Origin of the sequence: Serratia sp. NPDC078593, assembly GCF_050268245.1 — a bacterium.
Classification (GTDB): domain Bacteria; phylum Pseudomonadota; class Gammaproteobacteria; order Enterobacterales; family Enterobacteriaceae; genus JBNNGK01.
Genome location: NZ_JBNNGK010000004.1, coordinates 304026 through 329905, shown reverse-complemented (window position 1 = coordinate 329905; position 25880 = coordinate 304026). Strand labels below are relative to the sequence as shown.

The following is a 25880-nucleotide window of genomic DNA, read 5'->3' as shown; positions in this document are numbered from 1 at the left end:
CCTCTTGATTATTGTCGGTGAAAGCACCAGCGGGAGCCACAGAGTATGGTAATCAGAACAACAGGCGGGCACCGATGGGATGGCTATAACCGTAACAGATTACGGCTGAATGGAGAAACGGGCTGCGTAACAGCCCGTTACCGCAAGGGTTACAGCAGACGACGCGCCGCCTCCACCACAATCTGTACCGCATTGCTTTCGGTTTTCTTCATGGTTTCTGCGTTAGGGATTTCCTGTTGAGTACGGTTGACGATAACGCCTGCAACCATGCCAGCGCGTAGCCCTTGGCTGGCACACATGGTCAACAACGTTGCCGACTCCATTTCATAGTTCATCACCCCCATCGATTGCCACTCTTCCATAGAACCTTTGAAGCGGTTTACCACGCGACCAGAGTAGGTATCGTAACGCTCTTGGCCCGGATAGAAGGTGTCAGAGGAAGCCGTCACACCAATGTGTGTCGTCGCACCGCTCGCTTTAGCCGCGTCGACCAGCGCTGTGGTACAGGCAAAATCTGCCACTGCTGGGAACTCCATCGGCGCGAAGTGCAGGCTTGCGCCATCAAGACGCACCGCCGCCGTCGTGACCAATACGTCACCGACGTTGATATTGGGTTGGATTGCACCGGTGGTGCCAATACGCAGGAAAGTACGAATACCCAGTTGGGCCAATTCCTCCACGGCGATCGACGTTGAGGGGCCGCCAATGCCGGTCGAGCAAACGATCACTGCTTTGCCCTCCAGCTCTGCGCGCCAAGTCGTGAATTCACGATGCGACGCCAGGTGTACCGGGTTTTCCATCAATTTAGCAATTTTCTCTACGCGCTGCGGATCGCCAGGAACAATCGCCAGTTGAGCCCCTTGTAAATCATTTTTGGTGAGACCAAGATGGAAAACATCAGACTGAGACATAAGAGACTCCTCATAGATCAGGATTATTGGGAGGAACAAAAAAGCACTCTACTGAAAATTGAGACTTTTTTTCGTGACGACTGTCACCATGAATAAAGAAACGAAACATAATCTACATATTTTTTGTGATAAATATCACAATTTAAGTTATGCGATAGGCCTATTTCGTTCAATGTTAGCTGACTTAAGGTGAAAACACCGCGATAACAATGATTCAGAACCTTATCTATAGTTAATGCCTGATCTGCTTTTCTTTTTGCATGGAGACCGCAATGAAAACCGACTACGTGATGACACTAAAACAGGCAAAAGAGGGGTTTACCCCAGCCGCAACGCCGCTCGCTGACAGCACAATCTATACCGACGATCGGGGCATTCATGCCGGTGTCACCACCCTTCCATCGCAAGGAGACAGCCTGCCTGCCTATATCGCCAAACCGGCAGATCATGACGGACCTTTTCCAGTGGTGCTGGTGGTTCAGGAGATTTTCGGCGTCCATCAGCATATTCAAGATCTGTGCCGCCGGTTGGCTAAAGCGGGGTATCTGGCGATTGCGCCAGAGCTGTATTTTCGCCAAGGCGATGCCCAAGATTACACCGACATTAACGAATTGCTGCAAAAGCTGGTCAGTAAAGTGCCAGATAAACAAGTGCTGATCGACTTGGATCACACGGCTCATTGGGCAATCCGCCACGGTGGCGACGCCAGCAAGTTGGCGATCACCGGGTTCTGCTGGGGTGGCCGCATTACCTGGCTGTATGCTGCACATAATCCGCAGTTAAAAGCTGCGGTCGCTTGGTACGGTAAACTCGTCGGTGAAAAAACACTGGGCTCACCAAAACATCCCGTGGATATCGCTACGCAACTGTCCACGCCGGTGCTAGGACTGTACGGTGGGCAAGACGGCAGTATTCCGCTGGATAGCGTGGAAAGTATGCGTCAGGCGATTCGCGCAGCCAATGCGGATGCCGATATCGTGGTGTATCCAGAGGCTGGGCACGCGTTTAACGCCGACTATCGCCCCAGTTTCAATGCTGAAGCGGCACAAGACGGCTGGCAACGCATGTTAGATTGGTTTGTTCAGCACGGAGTAACGCGCAACAGCTAATCGGCCTATGGGCTCGTGCCGTTATCCTCATGCATCTTCCGCCACGATCGTGGGGGCATAAAAAAGGGCCGCCCCCCTCAGACGGCTGACAAAGCTCGTTATTAGGGAAAGCGTGGCGGTGGGGTCGTCGTGGCGTAAGCCACCGGAGCGCCCCTCGCTACGCTAGTCCCGGGTATCTCGGGCCATCGGGCGACGTCGTCATCAAGCTCAGGGGGCCGAAGCCCCCTCTCATCACATCTTTACCGTATCACGCAGTACGCGGACATTAAGCTTGTTCGCGCAAACGCTGAGCCGCCAGCACCATGTTAGCCAATGACTGACGCGTTTCAGGCCAGCCGCGTGTTTTCAGCCCACAGTCTGGGTTTACCCACAGACGCTCCGCCGGGATGTTCTGCGCGGCTTTACGCAGCAACGCTTCGATCCATTCCACGCTAGGCACGTTTGGCGAGTGAATGTCATACACGCCAGGGCCAATTTCATTTGGATATTCAAACTCTTTAAAGGCTTCCAACAGATCCATATCGGAGCGTGAGGTTTCGATGGTGATCACATCGGCATCCAGCGCCGCAATCGAATCCATGATGTCATTAAACTCGCAGTAACACATGTGGGTATGAATCTGCGTGTTATCACTGGCAACGGCAGCATTGAGTTTGAATGCATCCACGGCCCAGTCCAGATAGGCAGCCCAATCGGATTGACGCAGCGGCAAGCCTTCGCGCAGCGCAGGTTCGTCAATCTGAATGATGCCGATACCGGCTTTTTCCAAATCTTCGACCTCATCACGCAGCGCCAGCGCGATCTGTTTGGCAATCACTTCACGCGTTACGTCTTCCCGTGGGAAGGACCAACATAAGATGGTCACCGGCCCGGTCAACATGCCTTTTACCGGCTTGTCAGTCAGTGATTGGGCAAACTTCGCCCACTCGACGGTGATCGCCTCAGGACGGCTAACATCGCCGATGATCACCGGAGGTTTAACGCAGCGTGAACCGTAACTCTGCACCCAACCGTTTTGCGTAAAGACGAAACCGTCCAGGTTTTCACCAAAATACTCCACCATGTCATTACGCTCGGCCTCACCGTGGACCAAGACATCCAAACCCAGACGCTCCTGCTCAACGATGGCCTGCTTGATATGTTCGCCAATGCTGGTGCGATAGTTGCCGCCATCCAAACGCCCCTGTTTGAAATCAAGACGCAGACCGCGGATTTCCGTAGTTTGTGGGAATGATCCAATCGTCGTGGTTGGCCAAGCGGGCAGATTAAAGCGATCGCGCTGCGCCTTGGCACGCTCGGGATACGGGCGATTACGCTCACTATCCTGCGCCGTAATCGCCGCCAGACGCTTCTCCACCTGTGCGTTATGCACACGGCTCGACTGACGACGCGCGCGGATTGGCGCACTGTAAGTATCGAGTTGTGCCTGTTTATCCGCATCCGGGGCATTTAGCGCCGCGCTTAGCTGCGCCAACTCGGCACATTTTTGCAAGGCGAAAGCAAACCAGCTTTTCACTTCGTCATCAAGGCGGGTTTCCACGCTCAGGTCAATCGGGCTGTGCAACAGCGAGCAGGACGTCCCCACCCACAGAGGACGTTTACCGGCCAGCGGCTGCAGACGATCAAACCAACTGCTCAGGTCGGCACGCCACACATTACGGCCGTTAATCACCCCCAGTGACAGCACCCACGCCTCAGGCACCGCATTATTCAACGCTGCAATGTCATCGTCGCCCGCCACCAGATCCACATGCAAGCCTTGCACCGGCAACGCGCGAATCGTTTCCAAATTGTGGCCCACGCTGTCGAAATAGGTGGTCAACAACAGCTTAACCTGCCCTTGTAGCGCGTCATAGGCCGGTTTGAACGCCTTCAACCACGCATCAGGCAACTCCAGCACCAGCGCAGGTTCGTCGATCTGCACCCATTCGATGCCGCGCTTCGCCAACTCTGCCAGCACTTGTTGGTACACCGGCAAAATATCATTCAGCAGTGACAGACGATCAAACTGCTCGCCTTTCACTTTACCTAACCAGAGATAAGTCACTGGGCCCAACAGCACCGGTTTAATTTTGTGCCCCAGCGCCAGCGCCTCGTCAACTTCGTCCAGCAGTTGAGTCCAGCCCAGTTTGAACTGCTGCCCTTGGTGAAACTCAGGCACCATATAGTGATAGTTGGTATTAAACCATTTGGTCATTTCTGCCGCCGCCGCCGGTTCACCGGTCGGCGCTCGGCCACGACCGATACGGAACAACGTATCCAGATCGATAGAACCATCTTGGTTCTGGTGGCGTGCCGGTACGTTGCCCAGCAACAGGCTGGTTGTCAGAACGTGATCGTACCAGGCGAAATCGCCGACCGGCAGCAGGTCCACCCCGGCTTGTTGCTGTTGTTGCCAATGGCGAGCGCGCAGTTCACGGCCAACGGCCAACAGTTCTTCCTGCGTTGAATTGCCTGCCCAGTAGCTTTCTTGTGCTTTTTTCAGTTCACGACGCAGACCAACGCGTGGAAAACCCAGAGTGTGATTTAAAATTGTCATCGTCATAATCCCCATTTAGCCGTCCAGATGTTTACACATCTATAATCAGCAGGTACTGTATGAACCACAAGCGCAATTTATTCACTGTCACTGTGAAGGACTCTCATGATCGAACTGAAACACTTACGGACGATGCAGGCTCTGCGCAATACCGGCTCCCTGGCCGCCGCGGCTGCTCAACTTCATCAGACTCAGTCTGCACTTTCGCATCAGTTCAGCGATTTAGAACAGCGTCTGGGCTTCAAGCTGTTTGTTCGCAAGAGCCAGCCGCTGCGCTTTACCGCGCAAGGTGAGATCCTGTTGCAGTTGGCAGAGCAGGTGTTGCCACAAATACAACAGGCATTGCAGGCGTGTCACGAACCACATCAGGCCACGCTGCGCATCGCCATTGAGTGCCATAGCTGCATTCAATGGCTAACGCCCGCATTGAACAATTTTCGCCAGCGTTTCCCACAAGTGGTGATGGACTTCAAATCGGGCGTCACGTTCGATCCGCAACCGGCGTTGCAACAGGGCGAACTGGACCTAGTGCTGACTTCCGATATTCTGCCGCGTAGTGGCCTGCATTATTCACCGATGTTCGATTTTGAGGTGCGGTTGGTACTGGCGCCGGATCATCCACTGGCCAATAAACCGCATATCGATCCGGAAGATTTGGCCGATGAAACGCTCATGATTTATCCGGTGCAACGTCAACGGTTAGATATTTGGCGGCATTTCCTGCAACCGGCAGGCATCAGCCCGGCGCTGAAAAGCGTCGATAATACGCTGCTGTTAATTCAGATGGTATCGGCAAACATGGGCATCGCCGCACTGCCACATTGGGTGGTGGAAAGCGTCGAACGGCAGGGGTTAGTGATCACCAAAACGCTGGGCGATGGCCTGTGGAGCCGACTGAATGCCGCCGTACGCGACGGCGAGCAGCGTCAGGCAGTGACAGACGCGTTCATTCGCTCAGCGCGTCAACACGCCTGCGATAATCTGCCGTTTGTACGCGACGCCGCCCGCCCCAACAGTGCAGTCGCTACGGCGAAACCCGTGGCGTAACCCAGCGTCGATGTACCCAAAGCGAGGCTAAAATCACGCTGCCGCCGACGATAAAACTCGGCCAGTGGGGCTGTTGATGCCAAATCGCCAGGTTAACCAACAGCCCGGCGGGAACATGCACGTTATTCATGATACCTAGCGTACCGGCATCGACCTGGGTGGCGCCGTAATTCCACATAAAGTAACCTAGCCCGGAAGCCACCACGCCCAGCCAAACCAAAATGCCCCATTGCAAACGGGTGGTAGGCAACTGGTGCGGGTTGCCCCACAATAGCCAGGCGATGACGGCCACCACCAAGGCACCAAGGTAGAACCAGGAAAAAGCCGTATGCTGTGGCAGCGGGTGCACTTCCATCAGGCGCTTATACCCCACCATGCCAATAGCAAAACTGATGTTTGCCGCCTGTACCAGCAGCAATCCCCACCAGAAATGTTCACTAAGCTGATGATAACGAATAATCCCCGCGCCCAGCACCGCCAACAGCGCACTAAACATATAGCCCCAACGCAAACGGCGGCGGCTGACCAGGTCATAAATTAACGTGATGTACAGCGGCGTCAGCACGGTAAACAGCAGGAATTCCGCTACCGTCAGATACAGGTAAGCGCGGAAAATAAACAGGTACATGATGCCCAGTTGGAAAGCACCAACCAGCATATACAACAAGATCACGCGGCTCTGAATGTTGCGCCAACGCAGGAACGGCAGGAAAACCAGCGTCGCCAGCCCAACGCGCATCAGCACAGAGAACCAACTGTCTACCTGGCCTGCCAAATATTCGCCAATGAAGCTAAACGAAAACGCCCATAAAATGGTAGTGATCACCAAGAGTAACACGTTAAATGGGTCCTAAAAGGAGTGAAAGCGCGATTGTACCGGATAGAGGTGGACGAGGTCGCGTAAAACAGGTTTACTCATGATTTAAAAGTAACCTGCCTAGCCTTTTTGCAGGCGGGTTCACGCGGTGGAGAGACATATAGTGAAAGGTCAATGCGGCTTGATCGCCTTATTGCTGTTGCCTTGGCTGGCGACAGCGGCAAACGGCATCAACACGCTAAGTGAGCCACAACCGTTGCCAGGCCAAGATTATCAACAACAACGCATGTTGAATAATCAGCACAGGGATCAGCGCCGTATGCAGCAACAGCGCCAGTTTGAAAATAACCGGCAAAAACTGCGGCAAACAGCGCCTAAAAATCGCCAGATACTGCCAAACGGCAATCAACCACAGAATCCGTTTGATCGCACCACGCCGGCGGTTGAGCCGATAAAGCCCTAACCCTCGTGTAGCCTTCTGGCCCTGCGGTTAAATCAGCTACCGCGATAGGTGGAAAAGCCGTATTGGCTCAGCAGCAGCGGTACATGGTAATGCTCGTTCACTTTTTCGACGCGAATTAACACCGGAATTTCTGGGAACAGCGTATCCATCTTCTGTTGGGCATAGTAATCACCGGTTTTAAAGGTCACACGATAATCTCCTTTGCTCAGTTTTTGCCCCTGCGGGTATAACGCGCTGATGCGCCCTTGCTGGTTAGTCACCGCAGAGTTCAGACTTACCCATTGATCGCCTTCTTTTTTATCCAGCGTCACCGTCACACCTTGCGAAGGCTGGCCGTTCTGCAAGTTCAATACGTGCACACTGAGCGGGTTCTTCATTTCTTCAGCCTGTACGGCAGAGCAGGCAAACGTGGCGGCCAGTAAACCCAGAGTGATTGCTTTCATTGTCATTCCTCGTCATGTTTTGATTTGCCATGAAGCATAGGCGGCGGCAAACCCTTAGGGCAATACACGCCAAGGAAATACGAAATTTCGCAGAAGAAGCCAGAACGCAGGTTATCCGGCGCACAAGACGCGGAATAACCTTACGTTTTTCTCCGTTACGATGCGGCGAAATCAGCACCGATCAGATCAATACGGTCGGTACAGATACAATCGACGCCCCACGCCAACAGCATACGCGCGCGCTGAGGTTGGTTAACGGTATAGGCCAAGATGCGTAAACCCGCCTGTTTAACATGTTGCACCCGTTCTTCCGTCAATTCCTTATGGTTGATATGCAGCGACACGCAACCCAACTGCGCGGTCAGCTCACGCCAATTATCTTGCCAGCGATCTAACAGTAATCCACGGGGCAACTCTGGCACCGCCGCTTGCGCGGCTGCCAACGCCACGGTCGAAAATGACGAGAGTAACGGATCGGTTTGCCCTTGCCACAGCAAACGTGCCGCCAGCGCCACCACCCGGCCAGTATCTTCATCCGTACCGGTCGTCGGTTTGATTTCAATATTGGCCATCAGCCCGTGCTGCTTACAGCGTTCCGCAACCTCAACCAATAGCGGCAACCGCTCCCCTTTGAACGCCACACTGTGCCAATTACCCGCGTCCAACTGCGCCAGCTTGTCCCACGGCAGCGCCCCCGCCACGCCCCAGCCGTTACTGGTGCGATCCAGCGTGTCGTCATGTAGCAAGAAGATCTGCCCATCCTGCGCCAACTTGACGTCAAACTCGATCATTTTATGGCCGTGACGGGCACCGACGTCGATTGCCGCCAGGGTATTCTCCGGCGCCAGTGAACCGCCACCGCGATGGGCGACGATATGAGGGTAAGGCCAGGCTGAAGTCATCATTCCATTCGTAATCCGCTTTGAGTATCAAAAAAGTGCAATGCTTGCGCAGGCAACTGCAAATATAACCGGCTACCGGGCGTCGGTAAATTTTCATGCGACAGACGCACGATAATCCCCACACCTCCCCACTGACCGTGCGCCAAATTATCCGCACCCAATAATTCCAGCGTTTGCAACGTCAGCGCAATACCCCGGCTGGCATCATTAGTCAGTTGAATATGCTCGGGACGGATGCCTAACGTCAACCGACGGCCACTCCATTCAGGCCGCGGCTGCGGCAGTGGCAACGCACTGCCATCCTCGAAAATCAATTGTTGGCCGTCGGCACTGAGCGTGCCTGGCAGCAGGTTCATCGCCGGAGAACCGATAAAACTGGCAACAAATAGCGACGCCGGCCGCTGATAGACCTCGCTTGGCGTGCCTATTTGCTCCGCGACGCCTTTGTTCATCACGATCACCCGCTGTGCCAGCGTCATGGCCTCAACCTGATCGTGAGTTACGTACAGGCTGGTGGTTTTCAAACGACGATGTAGCTGTTGCAGTTCAAGGCGCATTTGCACCCTGAGTTTGGCATCTAGGTTCGACAGCGGCTCATCAAATAAGAACACCGCCGGTTCCCGCACGATAGCACGCCCCATCGCCACCCGTTGCCGCTGCCCGCCTGATAACTCGCGTGGCTTACGCTGTAACAATGGCCCAAGCTCAAGAATACGCGCCGCTTCCTCAACCCGCTGGCGAATATGCTGCTTGCTAAAACCACGAATCTTCAAGCCGTAAGCCATATTGTCGTACACGCTCATGTGCGGGTAGAGCGCATAATTCTGAAACACCATCGCAATGCCGCGATCCTTGGGTTCCAGCTCGGTCACACGCTGGCTATCGATATAAATATCGCCGCTAGAGGTTCGCTCCAAACCGGCGACCATACGCAACAACGTCGATTTTCCACAACCCGATGGCCCAACCATCACGATGAACTCGCCATCAGCCACGTCCAGATCAAAGGGGTGAATGACAGTGTTTTTACCGTCGTAGGATTTGGTGACTGCCTGTAATTTTAAGCCTGCCATTTATTTCTCACTGTCTACCAGACCGCGCACAAACCAGCGCTGCATCAAAAGAACCACCGCCACCGGCGGAATTAACGTCAACATCATCGCCGCCATCACCTGATTCCATTGGGTTGGTGCACCGGATGTGGAAATCATACTTTTGATCCCCGCCACCGCCGTCCCCATACCCGCATCGCTGGTGATCAAAATCGGCCACAGATATTGGTTCCAACCGTAAATAAAGGTGATGACAAATAACGCCGCCAGATTGGTTTTCGACAACGGCAATACCACATCCCAAAAAAAGCGCATCGGCCCGGCACCATCAATACGCGCCGCTTCCAGCAACTCATCCGGCAGCGTCATAAAGAACTGACGAAACAGGAAGGTCGCGGTCGCTGAGGCCATCAACGGCAAGGTTAACCCCGTATAACTGTCCAGCATATTGAGGCTGGCAATCACATCCACCGTGGGGAAAATGCGCACTTCCACCGGAAGCATCAGCGTGAGGAAGATCAGCCAAAAGAACAGGCTACGCAGCGGAAAACGGAAGTAGACAATCGCGTAAGCGGAAAGCATGGAGACGGTAATCTTGCCCACCGTAATCGCCAAGGCCATCACCAGGCTATTGAGCAACAGCAGAGAGAACGGCGCTTTCACGTTGCCGACCCCGCCCTGCCAGATATGGCTGATGTTTTGCCACAAATGGTCACCGGGAACCAAACTCATCGGCACCTGAAACACCTGTTGGTCATCTAACGTGGCGGCCACGAACGCCACATAAAGCGGGAACAGAATCAGCAACACGCCGATCAGCAACATCAGATGACAGAAAATATCCAGACCACGTCGATTCTCAATCATTGGTAGCGTACCTTACGTTCAACAAAACGGAACTGAATGACCGTTAGCCCCATCACTAGCAGCATCAGCACGACCGATTGCGCTGCCGAACTGGATAAATCCAAGCCCGCGAACCCTTCGCGATAGATCTTATAAATCAGGGTGGTGGTGGATTGAACCGGGCCACCGCCGGTTGCCGCATCGATCACCGGGAAGGTATCGAAGAAGGCATACACCAAATTGACCACCAGCAGAAAGAAACTCACCGGGGAGATCAGCGGCAAGACCAGATTAAAGAAGCGCCGAACCGGGCCTGCACCGTCAATCGCTGCCGCCTCCACCAACGAACGTGGAATCGACTGCAACGCCGCCAGAAAAAACAGGAAGTTGTAGCTGATTTGCTTCCACACCGAGGCCAACACCACCAAAAACATCGCCTGGCCGCTGTTTTGCGCATGGTTCCAGTCATAACCGAGCGCTGCCAACGCGTGAGTTATCAACCCCAGCCCCGGATTGAACAAGAAAATCCACAGCACCGCGGCCACCGCCGGTGCCACCGCATAAGGCAACAGCAGCAGCGTTTGGTAAATGCGGCTACCGCGCAGGACATAATCCACCAATGCCGCCAGAAACAGCGACACCAACAGGCCAATGCCCGCCACCAAAAAGCTGAATACCAATGTGGTGTAGAACGAATCGAGATAATAGGGATCGTGGAACAGTTGGCTGAAATTATCCATACCAACAAAATGGCTAGACAAGCCAAACGGATCGAGGCTTTGCACCGAATACCACAGTGCCTCACCGGCGGGCCACAGAAAGAATATCGCGGTGATCAGCAGTTGTGGCAACACCAAAGCATACGGCAGCCAACTGCACGCAAAACCGGTACGGGAAGAGGACATAAAAGGTTAAACCATTATCAGAGGCGGTATATGAGCAAGTAGGAGCGCACCAATGCGCTCCTGCTCCGAGGGTTACTGGGTAGAGGATTCGAAACGGCGCAGTAACACATCACCGCGCTGAACGGCAGCATCCAGCGCTTGCTGTGGCGTCTTCTTACCGGTCCACACGCTTTCCAATTCTTCATCCACCACCGTACGAATCTGCGGCATATTGCCCAAGCGTAAGCCTTTGGTGAACGGTAACGGCGGTTTATTCAGCATTTGACGGGTCGCCACATCGGCGCCCGGATTGTTATCGTAGAAGCCTTGCTGTTGCGTCAGATCATACGCCGCGGTGGTAATCGGCAGATAGCCGGTTTTTTGATGCCATTCAGCGGCAATCTCGGGTTGCGCCAGATAGTGCAGGAATTCCGCGACGCCTTGGTAGGTCGCCCGATCTTTGCCCCCCATCACCCACAGGCTGGCACCGCCGATAATGGCATTTTGCGGTGCCGTTTTGACATTGGCATCATACGGCATCATGCCAACGCCAAAATCAAACTTGGCGTACTGTTTGATGTCTGCCAGCGAGCCGGAAGAGGCGGTGGTGATCGCACAGTCACCGCTGTAGAACTTCTCGGTGGATTCGTCTTTACGGCCGAAATAGGTAAAGTTCCCCTGCTTGTTCATCTCCGCCAACAGCTGAATGTGCTGAACCTGCAATGGCTTATTAAATTCCAGTCTGGCGCGGGTGCCCCCAAATCCGTTGTTCTCGCTGGCAAACGGCACGCCATGCCAAGCGCTGAAGTTCTCCAGTTGGATCCAGCCCTGCCAGCCACTGGCGTAACCGCACTTCATGCCAGCGGCACGCAGCTTGGCGCTGTCCTCCGCCAGTTCCTGCCAGGTTTTCGGCGGTTGTTCCGGGTTCAAACCGGCTTTTTTAAAGGCATCTTTGTTGTAATACAGCACCGGCGTGGAGCTGTTGAAGGGCTGCGACAACAATTTGCCACTTTTATCGTCGGTATAATAACCGGCCACCGTTGGCACAAATACCGATTCATCAAACTTGATACCCGCATCGGCAAACACCTGATACACCGGCTTGATCGCCTTACTGGCCATCATCGTGGCCGTGCCCACTTCGTAAACCTGCAAAATCGCAGGCGCGTTGCCGGAGCGATAAGCGGCAATCCCCGCCGCCAGACTTTGTTCATAGTTGCCTTTATAAACCGGCACGATTTTGACGTCGCTGTGCGACTGATTGAAACGATCCGCCAGCGACGCGACTTCCTTGCCCAGTTCGCCTTCCATTGAATGCCAAAATGGGATCTCGGTCGCCGCCATCACCTGACTGCTGACTGCCAAGGTCAACGCAACGCACCATGTAGTTTTTCGAATAGTGAGCATGCCTAACTCCTGAAAAAACGGATGTATCCCCGGTGTCTTTCAAAACCTGGTGAACGACGGTTCGAAATCGGTTGGGGCAATAAACGCGTGAGCGAAAAGAACCAGTTTTTTGTTCGGAAGCTAACATGCCATGCGCGGATGACAGAAAAATAACCGTCAGGTGACAACCGTATGACGGCGAAGTGAAATGCAGATGGTGTTTTGATGTCGGCGGCACGGAGAGTTCCGCACCGCCAAGGAGATTACAGCGAACGACGCAGGCGGGCGACCGCTTCCTGCATTTGCTCTTCACTGGCCGTGGCGAACGACAGACGGAAGGTAGAACAGTCCGGGTTATCGGAGAAGAAATACTCGCCCGGCACAAACACCACGCCATTCGCCAGCGTGGCATTCAACCATTCGGTCGCGTTAAACGGCTGACGAAAACGCGCCCACAGGAACATACCGCCCTTGGGCATATCGAAATCAATCGATTCACCCAGCTCTTGCTCCACCAGCCCTGCCAAGATCTCGCCCTTGTGTTTGTATGCGGCGCGGATCTTATCGATTTGCGCGGGCAGACGATCGAGGCCGAGGTAGCATTCGACGATGCTTTGCGACAGCGCACTGGCGTGCAGATCGGCCGCCTGTTTGATGATCGCCACTTTGTGCAGCAACACCGGCGGCAAAATAGCCCACCCCAAACGCAAACCCGGCGCTAAGATTTTAGAAAATGTTGAGGTGTAGATAATGTTGTCCGTATGGCCTAACAACCGTTGCGAAACCTGATGCAAGGTCGCGTGACGCTCATCGGTAAAACGCAACTCGCCATAGGGATCGTCTTCAATAATCAGGAAGTTATGTTCGACCGCCAGCTTCACCAGCAATTCACGCCGCGCCGCGCTCAAGGTCAACCCACTGGGGTTACCAAAGTTCGGCACCACATAAACCCCTTTAATACGCTGGGTTTTCAGCAGTTCTGCCAGTTCTTCCACCACCATGCCGTCGCTGTCGGAAGAGACCGACATCACATTGGCTTCGGCAAGTTCCAGCGTTTGTAATGCCGCCAGATAGGTCGGACGCTCTACGACGAATACATCGCCCGGGTTAACGATAGCCCGCATCACCAAATCCAGCGCCTGCTGTGAACCAGCGGTAACCATCACCTCGTCCGGTTGAGTGCGAATGCCACGTTCGGCACACAGCGTACAAATACGTTCGCGCAGCACCGGGCTGCCTTCGGTCAAACCATACTGGAACGCGCTTTTCGGCTGTTCGGTTATCGCCTGATGCGTCGCAATGCTCAATCCTTCGAAATCAAACAGCGCATCAGAGGGGATGCCACCGGCCAACGAAATCACATTCGGCATCTTACTGTGCTTGAGTAATTCGCGGATGGCGGAGCTTTTGACATTAACAATGCGCTGGGCGAGCAGTCCTTCTGTGTTCATTTCTTCTTCTCGTCATCATTAAATAGGGTACGGCCACGGTATCCCTATCGATAAATTCCAATAAATACCCGATAACTTTCAACTCACTGCCAGACGCACGAACGCGCGAATAACGCGGTAGCGTGAAAGAGAGCGGGTATGTTAGCCGCCCAGATACGCCGACCTTACGGCTTCGTTAGCTAACAATGCGGCGCCGGTATCTTCCAACACCACGCGACCATTTTCCAGTACATAACCCCGATCCGCTAATTTCAATGCCTGATTCGCGTTTTGCTCCACCAGAAAGATAGTCATCCCCTCTTCACGTAACTGCTGGATAATGTCAAATATCTGCTGGATGATAATCGGTGCCAACCCAAGCGAGGGCTCATCCAACAGCAGTAGTTTCGGCTGGCTCATCAGTGCGCGTCCGATCGCCAGCATTTGCTGTTCACCGCCGGACATGGTGCCAGAACGCTGGCTACGACGCTCTTGCAGGCGTGGAAACAGCGTAAATACCCGCTCAATACGCTGTTGGTATTGTTGACGATTGGCAAAAAAACCGCCCATCGCCAGGTTTTCCTCCACCGTCATGCGCGAAAAGACCCGACGGCCCTCCGGCACAATCGCCACCGCTTCACGCATAATACGTGAGGTCTGCCATTGGGTAATATCCTGATTCAGTAGCGTGACGCGACCTTCCGTGGCGCGCGGCTCGCCGCACAGCGCCCCGAGCAAGGTGGTCTTACCGGCACCGTTAGCACCGATTAGGGTGACTATCTCACCTTGTTGGATATGCAGACTCACCTGATGTAATGCCTGAATTTTTCCATAATGGGCGGAAACCTGATTAAACGACAACATTACGCTTCCCCCAAATATGCCCGGATCACATCCGGGTTATTGCGAATGGCTTCCGGTGTGCCCTGAGCCAACGGTGTGCCCTGATTCACCACATAAATACGATCGGAAATGCCCATCACCAATTTCATGTCGTGCTCAATCAACAGCACCGACACCTTATGGTGGTTGCGCAATTCGACAATCAGATGATCCAACTCGTCGGTTTCTTTCGGATTGAGCCCCGCCGCCGGTTCATCCAGCATCAGCAACGCGGGCCGCGTGACCATACAACGCGCGATTTCCAACCGACGTTGCTGGCCATACGCCAAATTACCCGCCGCTCGGTTCGCCATCGCCAACAGGCCGACGCGCTCTAGCCACAGCGCCGCACGATCTAGCGCCTCGGCTTCGGCACGACGGAAGGCCGGGGTTTTCAGTAGCCCGGCAAACACGCCGCTTTTCAGATGCTGATGCTGGGCCACCAATAAGTTTTCCACCACCGTCATTTCGCGAAACAATCGCACATGTTGAAAGGTGCGCACCACGCCCAGACGGGCGATGGCTTGGCCGCTCAAACCTGCCAAATGCCGATCGCGCAACCGTATGCTGCCACGGGTTGGACGATAAAAGCCGGTCAGGCAATTGAACACCGTCGTTTTCCCCGCGCCGTTAGGGCCAATTAGCGAGACGATTTCGCCTTCATACAACTCTAACGCCACATTATTGACCGCCAGCAAACCGCCGAAGCGCATCGACAGCCCCTCTACCGCCAGTAAAGGTTGAGCACTCATGATCGCCCCTCCTTCTCCGCGCGAATATTTGCCGCTTTCAATTTCAATTGAGGCCGTTTCATGGGCAACAACCCCTGTGGACGCCAAATCATCATCAACACCATTAACGCCCCGAGCAGCAACATGCTGTATTCGTTCAAGTCACGCATCATTTCACGCGAAACGACCAATAAAATCGCCGCCAAAATCACCGCAAACTGCGACCCCATCCCGCCCAGCACCACAATCGCCAGTACGAAAGCCGATTCGACAAACGTAAAGGACTCCGGGCTGACAAACCCTTGGCGTGCAGCAAACAGCGTTCCGGCAAAACCCGCAAAGGCCGCACTGATCGTAAAGGCCGTTAGCTTGATTTTCGTCGGGCTCAAACCCAATGAACGACAGGCGATTTCATCTTCACGTAGCGCCTCCCAGGCACGGCCCAACGGCATGCGCAACAGGCGGTTGATGACGAACAGCGTCAATACCACCAGCAGCAACGCCACCAGATAGAGGAAGATGATGCGATCGCTTGGATCGTATTTCATGCCAAAGAAATTATGGAAGGTGTCCCAGCCGCCATCACGCAGGTTACGGCTAAACTCCAGCCCAAACAGCGTCGGTTTTGGGATCTGGCTGATCCCATTTGGTCCGCCGGTGATGGCCGTATTATTCAGCAGTAAAATACGCACAATCTCGCCAAAACCTAGGGTGACGATGGCCAGATAATCCCCGCGCAGACGCAACACCGGGAAGCCCAACAAAAAACCAAACGCCGCCGTAACCATCCCCGCCAATGGCAAACTTTGCCAAAAACCCAGCCCGTAGTAATGATTCAGTAACGCGTAAGTATAGGCACCGATGGCATAGAAACCGGCATAGCCCAAGACCAACATCCCAGACAGCCCCACCACCACGTTTAGCCCAAGACCCAACATCACGTAGATCAACGTCAAGGTGGCAATATCTACCGTGCCGCGCGTAACCAGAAACGGCCAGAGGATAGCCGCCAGAATAAACAGCAGCGCCAACAGTTTTTGCCGCTTGGTCGAGCCATCAAAACTCGGTAGCACCCAGGATGGGCCAGACAGGTGACTCAACCCCTGTTGCATCAACGGGCGCAGCAGTTGAAAGAAAAACACCATCGCACAACCAATGCCAATCCACATCCAGCGTACTTCCGCCGCGCCGTGTACCACCAGTTTGGTGCCATCGAGGCTTAGCTGCATCCCCATCAGGAACGAGGCCATCACCAACAGCACCAGCGTGGCGATCAGCGCATTAACAACGTTGAGCTTCATACTTTCTCAACCTCCGGTCGGCCCAAGATCCCAGTCGGCATCACCAGCAGCACCACAATCAATAATGCAAATGACACAGCATCTTTGTATTCAGCACTGAGATAAGCGGAGGTTAACGCTTCGGCAACGCCCAGCACTAACCCACCAATCATGGCGCCTGGAATGCTGCCAATGCCCCCCAGTACCGCCGCAGTAAAGGCTTTCATCCCGGCCATAAAACCAATATACGGGTTGATGACGCCATACAGTTGCCCTAGCAGTACCCCTGCCACCGCGGCCATCACCGCTCCAATCACGAAAGTCACTGAAATAACCCGATCGGTATTGATACCCAACAGACTCGCCATCTTCAAATCTTGCGAGCAGGCTCGGCAGGCTCGCCCCATCCGTGAATAACGGATGAACAGCGTCAGCGCGAGCATCGCCAAGAACGTAACCCCCCAAATAATCATTTGCATGGTGCTGATCGACGCGGCGAAACCGTTACTTTCACCAAAAACCCAACGCCCGGTGACCAGACTCGGCAAAGCGACATCACGCGATCCCTGCGTCAAGCTCACGGAGTTTTGTAAAAATATCGACATACCGATAGCGGAAATTAACGCAATCAAACGCTTAGAGTGGCGCACCGGCTTGTAGGCCACACGCTCAATGCTCCAACCGTAAGCACTGGCAATGACAATCGACACCAAAAACCCAGCGCCTATCAGCAACCAACCGACATCGATACCGAGCATCATTAACGCAGCAATCACAATGAATGAAACGTAACTGCCAATCATGTACACCTCGCCGTGGGCGAAGTTGATCATGCCGATGATGCCGTAAACCATGGTGTAGCCAATGGCGATTAAGGCGTAAGTACTGCCCAACGTAACGCCGTTGAACATTTGCTGCAGAAAATAGAGAAACGGCTCTGACATACTCTAACCCTTAGCCGCGCTTGTATCGCAACCTGGAATGAAAATCAGTAAAGACGCGTATACCTCATTGAATTCGCGTTGCAGCCTGGCGGTTAGCGGGCGCCCCCAACGCTGAGTAAACTCAGCGCCAACAGAAACCCCATGAAGCCCGCCAAGCTAAAACAAGAATGGCAACGGGGCGACTAGTTAATCGGCGTTGAGGTGCCATCCGCATGCCACGCGAACACGCCAAACTCGAACCCTTTCAGATCGCCTTTTTCATCCCAGCTTAGCGGGCCCATTACCGTCTCGACCGGCTCACCCGTTTTCAGATTGTTGACGATCGCTTCCGGTTCTTGGCTGCCACTGCGCATCATACCGGTCGTCAGCGATTGTAAGGCGGCGTAGGTCGTCCAAACGAACGGCCCGGTCGGATCCTGTTTCTTGGCTTTCAGCGCATCAACGATAGCTTGGTTAGCGGGCACCTGATCGTAGCGCTTAGGCAACGTCACCAACATACCTTCAGACGCCGCCCCGGCAATGTTAGACAGCGACGAGTTACCCACCCCTTCAGGCCCCATAAAGCGAGCATTCAAACCCGCCTGTTTAGCCTGGCGTAGAATCTGCCCCATTTCCGGGTAATAACCGCCAAAGTAGACAAAATCGACATTCTCTTTTTTCAAGCGCGCCACCAGCGTAGAGAAATCTTTGTCACCAGCGGTGATACCTTCAAACATCACCGGTTTCACCCCGGCTTTTTGCAAGCTGTCGCGCACCGAGCGCGCCAAGCCTTCGCCGTATTGCTGCTTATCGTGTACCACGGCGATACGCTGCGGCTTGAGGGTTTCTGTGATGTATTTCACAGCGGTCGGCCCCTGATCGGAATCCAAACCGGTGGTTCGCATCACCATGCTGTAACCACGGGTGGTCAGATCGGCGTTGGTCGCCGCGGGGGTAATCATGATCACGCCTTCATCTTCATATATATCGGAAGCAGGCTGAGTGGAAGAAGAGCACAAGTGCCCGATCACGTAACGGATACCGTCGTTGATCACCTTGTTGGCGACGGCCACCGCCTGTTTTGGATCGCAAGCATCGTCATATTCTACTGCGACCAATTTATCGCCCTTAATACCACCGTTGGCGTTAATATCCGCAACTGCCTGACGCGCCCCGGTGAACTCCATATCACCATACTGCGCAACCGGGCCAGACATCGCCCCGACAATCGCAACTTTAATCTCTTTAGCCATTGCGGCATGGCCGATCGCCATGGCAATACAACCGACCAACAGCGCCTTACCTTTTGTTAAATTCATTCGTATCTTCCCCGTCTGTTATTGTGAACGTACCGTTGTGCTTTCCTTATTCTGTGATGAGTTATTGCTTTTTATTCATAAGTAATAATGAGTTAGGTGATCACTAAGCATAAACTCATAATAAGGCTTTATTTTTCATACCATTAAACAGGAATTTTATTCTGCAAATCAACTTCAACCATCAGAAATAAGCGATGTAAACAGTATAAAACCCGGATGTAATCTGCGCCATTTTTCGCCAATCACAGCGCATTGCACTGGTTAACAATTTGTTTACCAATTTTTTACTCGAAAAATAAAGTGAGTAAAAAACATTCTGCGTTGCTTTCGTACAGAAAAAGTTACACAACGCATCGGGTAAGATCTATTACACTGGCACCATCGATAATTCGTTCGGGAATTTTCATGAAACTGACCATCGAGCGGTTAACCGCACTGTCCAACCAAGATCTGATCGACTTGGGCAAAATCTGGCCGCATCAACAACCGGCGCACTGGCAAACCTGGCTAGAGGCCGATAAGGCGCTGTTCGGCGCTCGCTTCAACGATCGGCTCTTGGGGGCGGTCAAGATCGCGCTGGGTGACGAGTGCGCGCAACTCCACGATCTCTTGGTCCGCGAGATCACCCGTCGCCGTGGCGTAGGGCTGTATCTGATAGAAGAGGTACAGCAACAGTTGCCCCAGGTGGCACGCTGGCAATTGTCCACTGCCGGGCTGACTCCGCGTGAACGTGGCGAAGTGGACAACTTCATGCGAGCCTGCGGCTTTACCGCACACGGCGAACTTTGGCAAAAATGAAACGTTGGCTAGCGTTGCTGGTGGTGCTGGTGTTAGCGCTGGCGGCCGGATTGGGCGGCCGTTATCAAGGCTTACAGCTGCGCCAGCCGTGGGATCAACAGGTCTATCTGTGGCAACGCGTCTGGACGCCAGAGCATGCTGTGGCATTAGCAAACAGCCACGATTTATTCTCCGCCTTGCGGATCCTTGGCCTGCAAGCCCATGCGCACGAAGGTTTGCGTAGCGTCGCTGTCGATACCACGTTGTTACGTCAAGACGGTCGTCCGGTGTGGCTGGTAGCGCGACTTGATGGGCAATTGCCCTCATTGGATGAATCATCACTGCGCCAACGGCTGCTGCTGCAGTTGCAGCGCTGGCAAATGGCCGGGCTGAACGTCATCGGTATTGAGATCGACCACGATGCCGCCACCGCCCGTTTACCGCAGTATCGCGATTTTCTGCAACACCTGCGCGCGCAACTCCCCGCCACCGTCCAGCTCAGCATTACCGCATTGCCTGCCTGGCTAATCTCACCGATATTGCCTGAAGTATTGCAACAGGTTGACAGCTCAGTGTTGCAGGTACACGCGGTACTGTCACCGCAACAAGGTTTATTTAACAACGCATTGGCGCTACGCTGGATACAGCACTATGCGCGGATCACGCCAAAACCGTTTCGTGTCGCCTTGCCGGCTTATGGTATGGGTTTAGTCGGATTCGATGAACAAGGTGCTCAGGTAGAAAGCGAAACCGCGCTGCGCGTGGCCGGGACGACGCGAGAACTCACGGTCGCACCACAACAGATTGCCGATTTTTTACACCAGCTCGCGGCACGACCTGTCGCTTATCTGCGTGGGATTATCTGGTTTCGACTACCGCTGCCTAACGATCGACGTGCCTGGTCGCTGGCGACGCTGCGCGCGGTGATCGAGCAACAGCCCTTAACGAGCGATTGGCAGCTAAATATTCAGCCACACGCTCAGCACAAAACGCTTTACGATCTGAGCGTTCACAATAACGGTCCGGTGGATGCCCCGCTGCCCGCGACGATCGTTATCGACGCCAGTGGCTGTTTGGCTGCCGACGCGGTAGGCGATTATCGGCTGGAGTCCACACCTTCGCAGCAGCGCTTTATCCGCACTGATAACGATTTGGTGCGTGCCGGACAATCGCGCCCGCTGGGCTGGCTGCGTTGCCAACATCTGATGCCAGGAGGCACCCTTGTCACACCTTAATTTTCGTTCCGCTCGGCCGCCTTTGTCCCTGGCCATACTGGTCGCGATCACCGTAACGGCACCGTTCAGTCACGCCTGTGGGCCTGACTTCCCCAACCGGTTGTTGCTGGATCGGAACGGCACGCTATTATTTATGCCGGAAGGCAACTTCGCTTTTGAATCCAGCCGATTAGTTCCTGCCGATCAACGCCTGCCACGTTGGCAGCCGCCCGCGCCCGCCATGCCGCCCAAACCCATGCCGTTGTCACCCGAAACCGTGGCGATCAACAGTATGCGTGCAGCCAAAACGGTGGAAGCAGCCGACGCGGTGGATAGCCGGAGTCTGTCCAATGCTGCGCGCCAATACACGCTAGGTGCCGTGGCATTTGCTAATAACGACCCGCGGGCGGCAGAATACTTTCGTCAGGTATTAGCATTACCTGTCGCCGAACAAGGGGATTGGGGGCTGCGCGCGCACTATTCCCTTGGCCGCCTACTGATGAACGACCGCGGAACGCCGAATGAGCCGGATGCAGATACCGCAGCCCCACTCAGCCACCCGGCACCCGCACAGCTCAAACAGGCGCTGGCGGAGTTTCAGCAGATTATCAATCACGTAAAAGCGGGAACTGACGACCCGGATCAACTCACGCTCAGCAGTCTAGGGCAACAAGCGCGTGTCCATCTGTGGCTCGGCGATATCCGCACAGCTGCCCATCTCTATGCTCAACAGGCGGCGCAGGGTGATCCCCAAGGCGGATTGTCATTGCAATATGTCTCCAGCATGTTGGTCGATCCCGCGCACTTCGACCAATTAAAAACGATCGTCAACGATCCGCTCATACAGCAATTGGTCACCATCGAACTGTTTGCGCGCGGCAGTAATTTGCAAATGCAAGATACCGATGACAACCGCAGCCGTTCCAAGCACATCACTCGGCAAATCTTGGCGTTATTGAACTCTGCGGTCAAAAGCGGTTTTAGCGGCAGCGATCGACTGGCAGCCTTGGCTTACCGCTCCGGTGATTACGCCATGGCCGCTACTCTGCTCAAAAATGCTGAGGATTCAGGCCTAAGCTGGTGGCTGCGTGCCAAAATGGCGCTGCGTAACGGCGATGTCGACACCGCGACCGCTGCCTATGCCAAAGCTGCGGCGCTTTTCCCGTCAGACGAAAGCTGGGGCGAGCAACGCAGCGCTAACTTTGCCGCAGAAACCGTGGTGCCTGATTGTCGAATCGCCGGTGAGCAGGCGATTTTGGCGTTGAATCGCGGTGACTATTTACAAGCGATGGCGCTGTTATATCGCGGTAAAGCGGAGTATTGGGCAGACGTTGCCGATGTGGCAGAACGGGTGCTAACGGTCGATGAGCTGAAGCAGTTCGTCGATGAGCAGGTCCCACCGCCGACAACGCCCTTAAAACCGGTGAATCCCGATGAGTATAACGGCCAACGCATAACACCGGAGGTTCAACTGCGTGAACTGCTGGCACGTCGCTTAATGCGTGTCGGACGTTATCAAGAGGCACAGAACTACTTCGCTATCCCTAACTACCGTGAAGCGGCTCAGCAACTCAGTCATGCACTCGAAAACGCGACCAATAACAGCAAGAATAGCCTGACACGCGCCCAAGCTTACTATCAGGCAGCCACTCTGCTGCGCAATCAAGGTCTGGAATTAACCGGTTATGAAATGACGCCGGATTACGCTATTTATGGCGCGGGATATTCCTATCTCGGCGATGCCTTTGATACCCGCGAACTGAAGCACCCGCGTTGGCTCAGCGTTGCGGAAGCCGCACGCGCGGCCAAAGCGTTACCGCCGCAAGATAATCGCTTCTTGCATTATCGCTGGCAAGCCGTCGATTTAGCCCGGAAAGCGGCCGATTTGTTACCGCCCAAAAGTCAGGCTTACGCGGCAGTGCTGTGTAACGCCGCCAGTTGGGTGATCAAGCGCGATGCAAAAACCGGTCGCGCGTTGTATCAACGTTATGTCACCAACGGCAAACTCGATGATTCAATGAAAAAGTTTGGCTATGACTGCCCGACACCCGACTTTGCGGCGCTGACCCGCCCCGAAGCATGATTCACGACATTGCAGCCATAAAAAAACCCGGCTAAGCCGGGTTTTCATGGATTTCGCGAATTACGCTTCGATCGCCATCTTCAATTTTTTCATGGCGTTCTTTTCAAGCTGGCGCACACGCTCTGCGGAAACGCCGTATTGATCGGCCAGTTCCTGCAAGGTGGATTTATTGTCATCATCCAACCAGCGAGCGCGAATGATATGCTGGCTGCGTTCGTCCAGCCCTTCCATCGCATAGGCCAGTTTGTCTGCGGCGTTGCTTTCCCAGTTGTCCTCCTCGATGCCTTCGGCAAAATCAGAGGTTTTATCCTGTAAATACAGCACCGGAGCCATCGAGTGCCCCTCACGCGCTTCATCATCAGGCGTTGGATCAAAGGTCATGTCTTGCGCTGCCATGCGCGATTCCATCTCACGCACGTCTTTGCTTGTTACACCCAGCTCACGCGCCACCAGTTCCACTTCATCCTGATTGAACCAGCCCAGACGCTGCTTGGTTTTACGCAGGTTAAAGAACAGCTTACGTTGTGCTTTGGTGGTAGCAACTTTAACGATGCGCCAGTTACGCAGCACATATTCATGAATTTCCGCCTTGATCCAATGCACTGCAAAGGAAACCAGACGCACGCCAACCTCTGGGTTGAAACGGCGAACAGCTTTCATCAGGCCGATATTCCCTTCCTGGATAAGATCTGCCTGCGGCAGGCCATAACCGGAATAATTACGGGCAATATGAGCGACAAAGCGCAGGTGAGACAGGATTAGCTGCTTAGCTGCTTCCAGATCGCCCTGATAATGCAGCCGTTCAGCCAACTCCCGCTCTTCCTCTGCCGTCAGCATCGGATAGGTGTTGGCGGCCCGAATATAGGCTTCCAAGCTACCTTGGGGTACTAAGGCTAAAGTTTGCATTTCTTTGGTCATTCAAACCCTCTCTATAAAACGGATCATGCAGGTGAGTCTTTACGGCGGGGAAAAGTGATTTTACGGCAGTTGCTGTTGCAAAAGCGGTTCCGCTCGCCGGCACCTTAACATTTGCTGCAACTTTTGACCGTGTTTTACCCTAAAAGTTCACCGTTTTCGATCGCAATGCTCAAAACAATACGTGACGAAAGCGCAAGATGATAGGGAATTTGTGCTCATAGGAAAAGGAATGATCTTGTCGATCCAGAAGGCTCTTCCCCGGCAACACGATAAATGCAGCAGGGGAAGAGTATACCAAAAAAATTTTATTGTGGTGTAAATCGGCGTAAATGTTGCACGGTGGCTAACCACGCGGCAACCCAGCCGATCATCGCGGCCACAATTAACAGCAGCAATGCCTCATCCCAGCCAAGGCCGTGCAACGTGAACTGGGTTCCAAAGACCGTTGCTACGCTGGTCACCACCGACTCCAATTTCCACACCAGTGCCCCAGACAAGAAAAGCGAAAACAGCGCGCCAAAGAAACCGAGCATGGCGCCGCCGTTGAGGAAGGGGCGCAGGATGAAACCATCGGTGGCACCAATCAACTTCATTACGTTAATGGTGTCGCGGCGGCTGAAAATACTCAGCCGTACGCTGTTGCCAATCACCAGGAACACCGCAACCACCATCAAAATACCGATAATCGCCGCAACCTGGCCGACCAACCCAGTCAACGCCGCCAAACGGGCAAACCAGCTGTCGTCCATCCTGACTTCATCCACGCCCTGCACCGCCGCAACCCGATCGCGCAAGGTATTGAGCGTTTCAGAACTTTGGAAGCTCATTTTTGGCGTGATGATCGCCACCGCCGGCAGCGGGTTCTCTTCCAGCATATCCAATGCGCCACCGAAACCGGACCAGTTCCGGAACTCGCCACGGGCCTCTTCGCGCGACAGATAATTCACTTTCTCGACGCCCGCTTCGGTTTTAATCACTTCTAAAACGTTCACCGCCGCATCATCGTCGAGTGATTTATCGAGATACACCGTCAGTTGCGGCGTCGGATACCATTGCGTTGCAGCCGTGCTTACGTTCTTCCACACGATGTAGCACACGCTTGGCAGCGTCAGAGAAATGGCGATCACCATCACCGTCAGCAATGTTGCCAGCGGTTGACGCAGCATATCCTTGACGGCGTTCATCCAAGCATAGCGCCACTGCTCACGCCAGCCGCCGCGCAGTGCCTTGCTCTTGGCGGTTTTGGTGTTATTCGCCATGATGCGCCCCCCCGGCCATGCGCCCCTGACTCAACGTCAGGATGCGGTAATTGCGACGCGCGATCAGCCCTGTGTCGTGGGTGGCCATCAACACCGTTACGCCAACGCGGTTAAATTCCTCAAACAGCCGCAGAATACCTTCCGACAAGACATCATCCAGGTTACCGGTAGGCTCATCCGCCAGCAGCACCGCGGGTTTGTTGACTACCGCCCGTGCAATACCGACGCGCTGCTGTTCACCGCCCGAAAGCTGGATCGGGAAGTTTTTCGCTTTGTCCAATAGCCCCACCTTATCCAGCGCGGCCGACACGCGACGGCGGATATCTTCGGTGCTGGCGCCGGAGATAATCAGCGGCATTGCCACGTTGTCATACACCGTGCGATCCAACAGCAAATGGTGATCCTGGAAAATCATACCGATCTGACGACGCAGGAATGGCACTTCACTGTTTTTCAACCGGCTGATTTCATGGCCGCCAAACCAAATATGGCCGGCGCTGGGTCGTTCGATACCACAAATCAGTTTCAGCAGGGTACTTTTACCCGCGCCGGAATGGCCGGTCAGAAACGCCATCTCTGCCGGACGAAGATGGAAATCGACCCCCTGCAGTGCCTGACGCCCCCCTAGATAAGCTTTACTGACCTGTTCAAAGCGAATCATCCGT

At 54.2% G+C, this 25880-nt stretch carries 24 protein-coding genes; 6 read left to right on the top strand and 18 right to left on the bottom strand.

Annotated features, from left to right (window positions below; genetic code table 11):
- Nucleotides 1–149: 149 nt before the first annotated feature.
- Entirely contained in the window at nucleotides 150–911 is a 762-nt protein-coding gene (gene udp, locus ACQKDS_RS07200; RefSeq protein ID WP_399667894.1) for a uridine phosphorylase, read from the bottom strand.
- Nucleotides 912–1183: 272 nt separating this feature from the next.
- On the opposite strand from udp, the gene ACQKDS_RS07195 reads away from it, so the two are divergent.
- Nucleotides 1184–2020, top strand: a complete 837-nt coding sequence (locus tag ACQKDS_RS07195; RefSeq protein WP_399667891.1) for a dienelactone hydrolase family protein — start codon at nucleotides 1184–1186, stop codon at nucleotides 2018–2020.
- A 265-nt stretch (nucleotides 2021–2285) separates the two neighbouring features.
- Here ACQKDS_RS07195 and metE read toward each other — a convergent pair whose 3' ends face one another.
- Nucleotides 2286–4559, bottom strand: a complete 2274-nt coding sequence (metE, locus tag ACQKDS_RS07190) for a 5-methyltetrahydropteroyltriglutamate--homocysteine S-methyltransferase (RefSeq protein ID WP_399667888.1) — start codon at nucleotides 4557–4559, stop codon at nucleotides 2286–2288.
- Between the two features lie 105 nt (nucleotides 4560–4664).
- Here metE and metR point away from each other — a divergent pair, with 105 nt between their 5' ends.
- Nucleotides 4665–5606, top strand: a complete 942-nt coding sequence (gene metR, locus ACQKDS_RS07185) for an HTH-type transcriptional regulator MetR (protein WP_399667885.1) — start codon at nucleotides 4665–4667, stop codon at nucleotides 5604–5606.
- On the opposite strand, the gene ACQKDS_RS07180 is transcribed toward metR, so the two are convergent.
- Complete coding sequence (locus ACQKDS_RS07180) at nucleotides 5584–6444, bottom strand: carboxylate/amino acid/amine transporter (RefSeq protein ID WP_399667882.1); 861 nt, start codon at nucleotides 6442–6444, stop codon at nucleotides 5584–5586. The genes metR and ACQKDS_RS07180 overlap by 23 nt on opposite strands.
- A gap of 139 nt (nucleotides 6445–6583) precedes the next feature.
- Between ACQKDS_RS07180 and ACQKDS_RS07175 the strand changes: the two genes are divergently transcribed.
- Entirely contained in the window at nucleotides 6584–6886 is a 303-nt protein-coding gene (locus ACQKDS_RS07175; protein WP_399667982.1) for a hypothetical protein, read from the top strand.
- A gap of 32 nt (nucleotides 6887–6918) precedes the next feature.
- Here ACQKDS_RS07175 and uraH read toward each other — a convergent pair whose 3' ends face one another.
- The 12 genes from uraH to ACQKDS_RS07115 form a co-directional block, all read right to left on the bottom strand.
- On the bottom strand, nucleotides 6919–7335 hold the full coding sequence (gene uraH / locus ACQKDS_RS07170; protein ID WP_399667879.1) for a hydroxyisourate hydrolase: 417 nt from the start codon (nucleotides 7333–7335) through the stop codon (nucleotides 6919–6921).
- Between the two features lie 149 nt (nucleotides 7336–7484).
- Complete coding sequence (ugpQ, locus tag ACQKDS_RS07165; RefSeq protein ID WP_399667979.1) at nucleotides 7485–8231, bottom strand: glycerophosphodiester phosphodiesterase; 747 nt, start codon at nucleotides 8229–8231, stop codon at nucleotides 7485–7487.
- The gene (locus tag ACQKDS_RS07160; protein WP_399667876.1) at nucleotides 8231–9304 is read right to left on the bottom strand and encodes a sn-glycerol-3-phosphate import ATP-binding protein UgpC; all 1074 of its coding nucleotides are present in this window, start codon (nucleotides 9302–9304) and stop codon (nucleotides 8231–8233) included. The genes ugpQ and ACQKDS_RS07160 overlap by 1 nt, the downstream gene beginning before the upstream one ends.
- The gene (gene ugpE / locus ACQKDS_RS07155) at nucleotides 9305–10150 is read right to left on the bottom strand and encodes a sn-glycerol-3-phosphate ABC transporter permease UgpE (protein WP_399667873.1); all 846 of its coding nucleotides are present in this window, start codon (nucleotides 10148–10150) and stop codon (nucleotides 9305–9307) included.
- A complete protein-coding gene (ugpA, locus tag ACQKDS_RS07150; RefSeq protein ID WP_399667870.1) occupies nucleotides 10147–11034 on the bottom strand; it encodes a sn-glycerol-3-phosphate ABC transporter permease UgpA in 888 nt (295 codons plus the stop codon). Before ugpA ends, ugpE begins: the two co-directional genes overlap by 4 nt.
- A gap of 72 nt (nucleotides 11035–11106) precedes the next feature.
- Entirely contained in the window at nucleotides 11107–12420 is a 1314-nt protein-coding gene (gene ugpB / locus ACQKDS_RS07145; protein WP_399667868.1) for a sn-glycerol-3-phosphate ABC transporter substrate-binding protein UgpB, read from the bottom strand.
- Nucleotides 12421–12662: 242 nt separating this feature from the next.
- A complete protein-coding gene (locus ACQKDS_RS07140) occupies nucleotides 12663–13850 on the bottom strand; it encodes a PLP-dependent aminotransferase family protein (protein ID WP_399667865.1) in 1188 nt (395 codons plus the stop codon).
- A 141-nt stretch (nucleotides 13851–13991) separates the two neighbouring features.
- Nucleotides 13992–14693, bottom strand: a complete 702-nt coding sequence (gene livF / locus ACQKDS_RS07135) for a high-affinity branched-chain amino acid ABC transporter ATP-binding protein LivF (RefSeq protein WP_399667863.1) — start codon at nucleotides 14691–14693, stop codon at nucleotides 13992–13994.
- The gene (livG, locus tag ACQKDS_RS07130; RefSeq protein WP_399667860.1) at nucleotides 14693–15463 is read right to left on the bottom strand and encodes a high-affinity branched-chain amino acid ABC transporter ATP-binding protein LivG; all 771 of its coding nucleotides are present in this window, start codon (nucleotides 15461–15463) and stop codon (nucleotides 14693–14695) included. The genes livF and livG overlap by 1 nt, the downstream gene beginning before the upstream one ends.
- On the bottom strand, nucleotides 15460–16743 hold the full coding sequence (locus ACQKDS_RS07125) for a high-affinity branched-chain amino acid ABC transporter permease LivM (protein ID WP_399667858.1): 1284 nt from the start codon (nucleotides 16741–16743) through the stop codon (nucleotides 15460–15462). The genes livG and ACQKDS_RS07125 overlap by 4 nt, the downstream gene beginning before the upstream one ends.
- Nucleotides 16740–17666 carry a high-affinity branched-chain amino acid ABC transporter permease LivH gene (livH, locus tag ACQKDS_RS07120; RefSeq protein WP_399667855.1) on the bottom strand — a complete coding sequence of 309 codons (927 nt, stop codon included), beginning with the start codon at nucleotides 17664–17666 and terminating at the stop codon, nucleotides 16740–16742. Before livH ends, ACQKDS_RS07125 begins: the two co-directional genes overlap by 4 nt.
- Before the next feature lie 182 nt (nucleotides 17667–17848).
- Nucleotides 17849–18964 (bottom strand): branched-chain amino acid ABC transporter substrate-binding protein, encoded by a 1116-nt coding sequence (locus ACQKDS_RS07115; RefSeq protein ID WP_399667852.1) that lies wholly within the window; start codon nucleotides 18962–18964, stop codon nucleotides 17849–17851.
- 405 nt (nucleotides 18965–19369) lie between these two features.
- On the opposite strand from ACQKDS_RS07115, the gene panM reads away from it, so the two are divergent.
- Genes panM through ACQKDS_RS07100 form a run of 3 tightly spaced genes read left to right on the top strand, consistent with a single transcriptional unit; the run spans nucleotide 19370 to nucleotide 23038 of the window.
- Entirely contained in the window at nucleotides 19370–19762 is a 393-nt protein-coding gene (gene panM / locus ACQKDS_RS07110) for an aspartate 1-decarboxylase autocleavage activator PanM (RefSeq protein ID WP_399667849.1), read from the top strand.
- On the top strand, nucleotides 19759–20976 hold the full coding sequence (locus ACQKDS_RS07105; protein WP_399667846.1) for a DUF3142 domain-containing protein: 1218 nt from the start codon (nucleotides 19759–19761) through the stop codon (nucleotides 20974–20976). Before panM ends, ACQKDS_RS07105 begins: the two co-directional genes overlap by 4 nt.
- Entirely contained in the window at nucleotides 20963–23038 is a 2076-nt protein-coding gene (locus tag ACQKDS_RS07100; protein ID WP_399667843.1) for a hypothetical protein, read from the top strand. Before ACQKDS_RS07105 ends, ACQKDS_RS07100 begins: the two co-directional genes overlap by 14 nt.
- 60 nt (nucleotides 23039–23098) lie before the next feature.
- Here ACQKDS_RS07100 and rpoH read toward each other — a convergent pair whose 3' ends face one another.
- The 3 genes from rpoH to ftsE all read right to left on the bottom strand — a co-directional run bounded on the left by rpoH (nucleotide 23099) and on the right by ftsE (nucleotide 25876).
- Complete coding sequence (rpoH, locus tag ACQKDS_RS07095; protein ID WP_399667840.1) at nucleotides 23099–23956, bottom strand: RNA polymerase sigma factor RpoH; 858 nt, start codon at nucleotides 23954–23956, stop codon at nucleotides 23099–23101.
- Between the two features lie 305 nt (nucleotides 23957–24261).
- Nucleotides 24262–25215, bottom strand: a complete 954-nt coding sequence (gene ftsX / locus ACQKDS_RS07090; RefSeq protein ID WP_399667837.1) for a permease-like cell division protein FtsX — start codon at nucleotides 25213–25215, stop codon at nucleotides 24262–24264.
- Nucleotides 25205–25876, bottom strand: a complete 672-nt coding sequence (gene ftsE, locus ACQKDS_RS07085; RefSeq protein ID WP_399667834.1) for a cell division ATP-binding protein FtsE — start codon at nucleotides 25874–25876, stop codon at nucleotides 25205–25207. The genes ftsX and ftsE overlap by 11 nt, the downstream gene beginning before the upstream one ends.
- Between the last annotated feature and the right edge of the window lie 4 nt (nucleotides 25877–25880).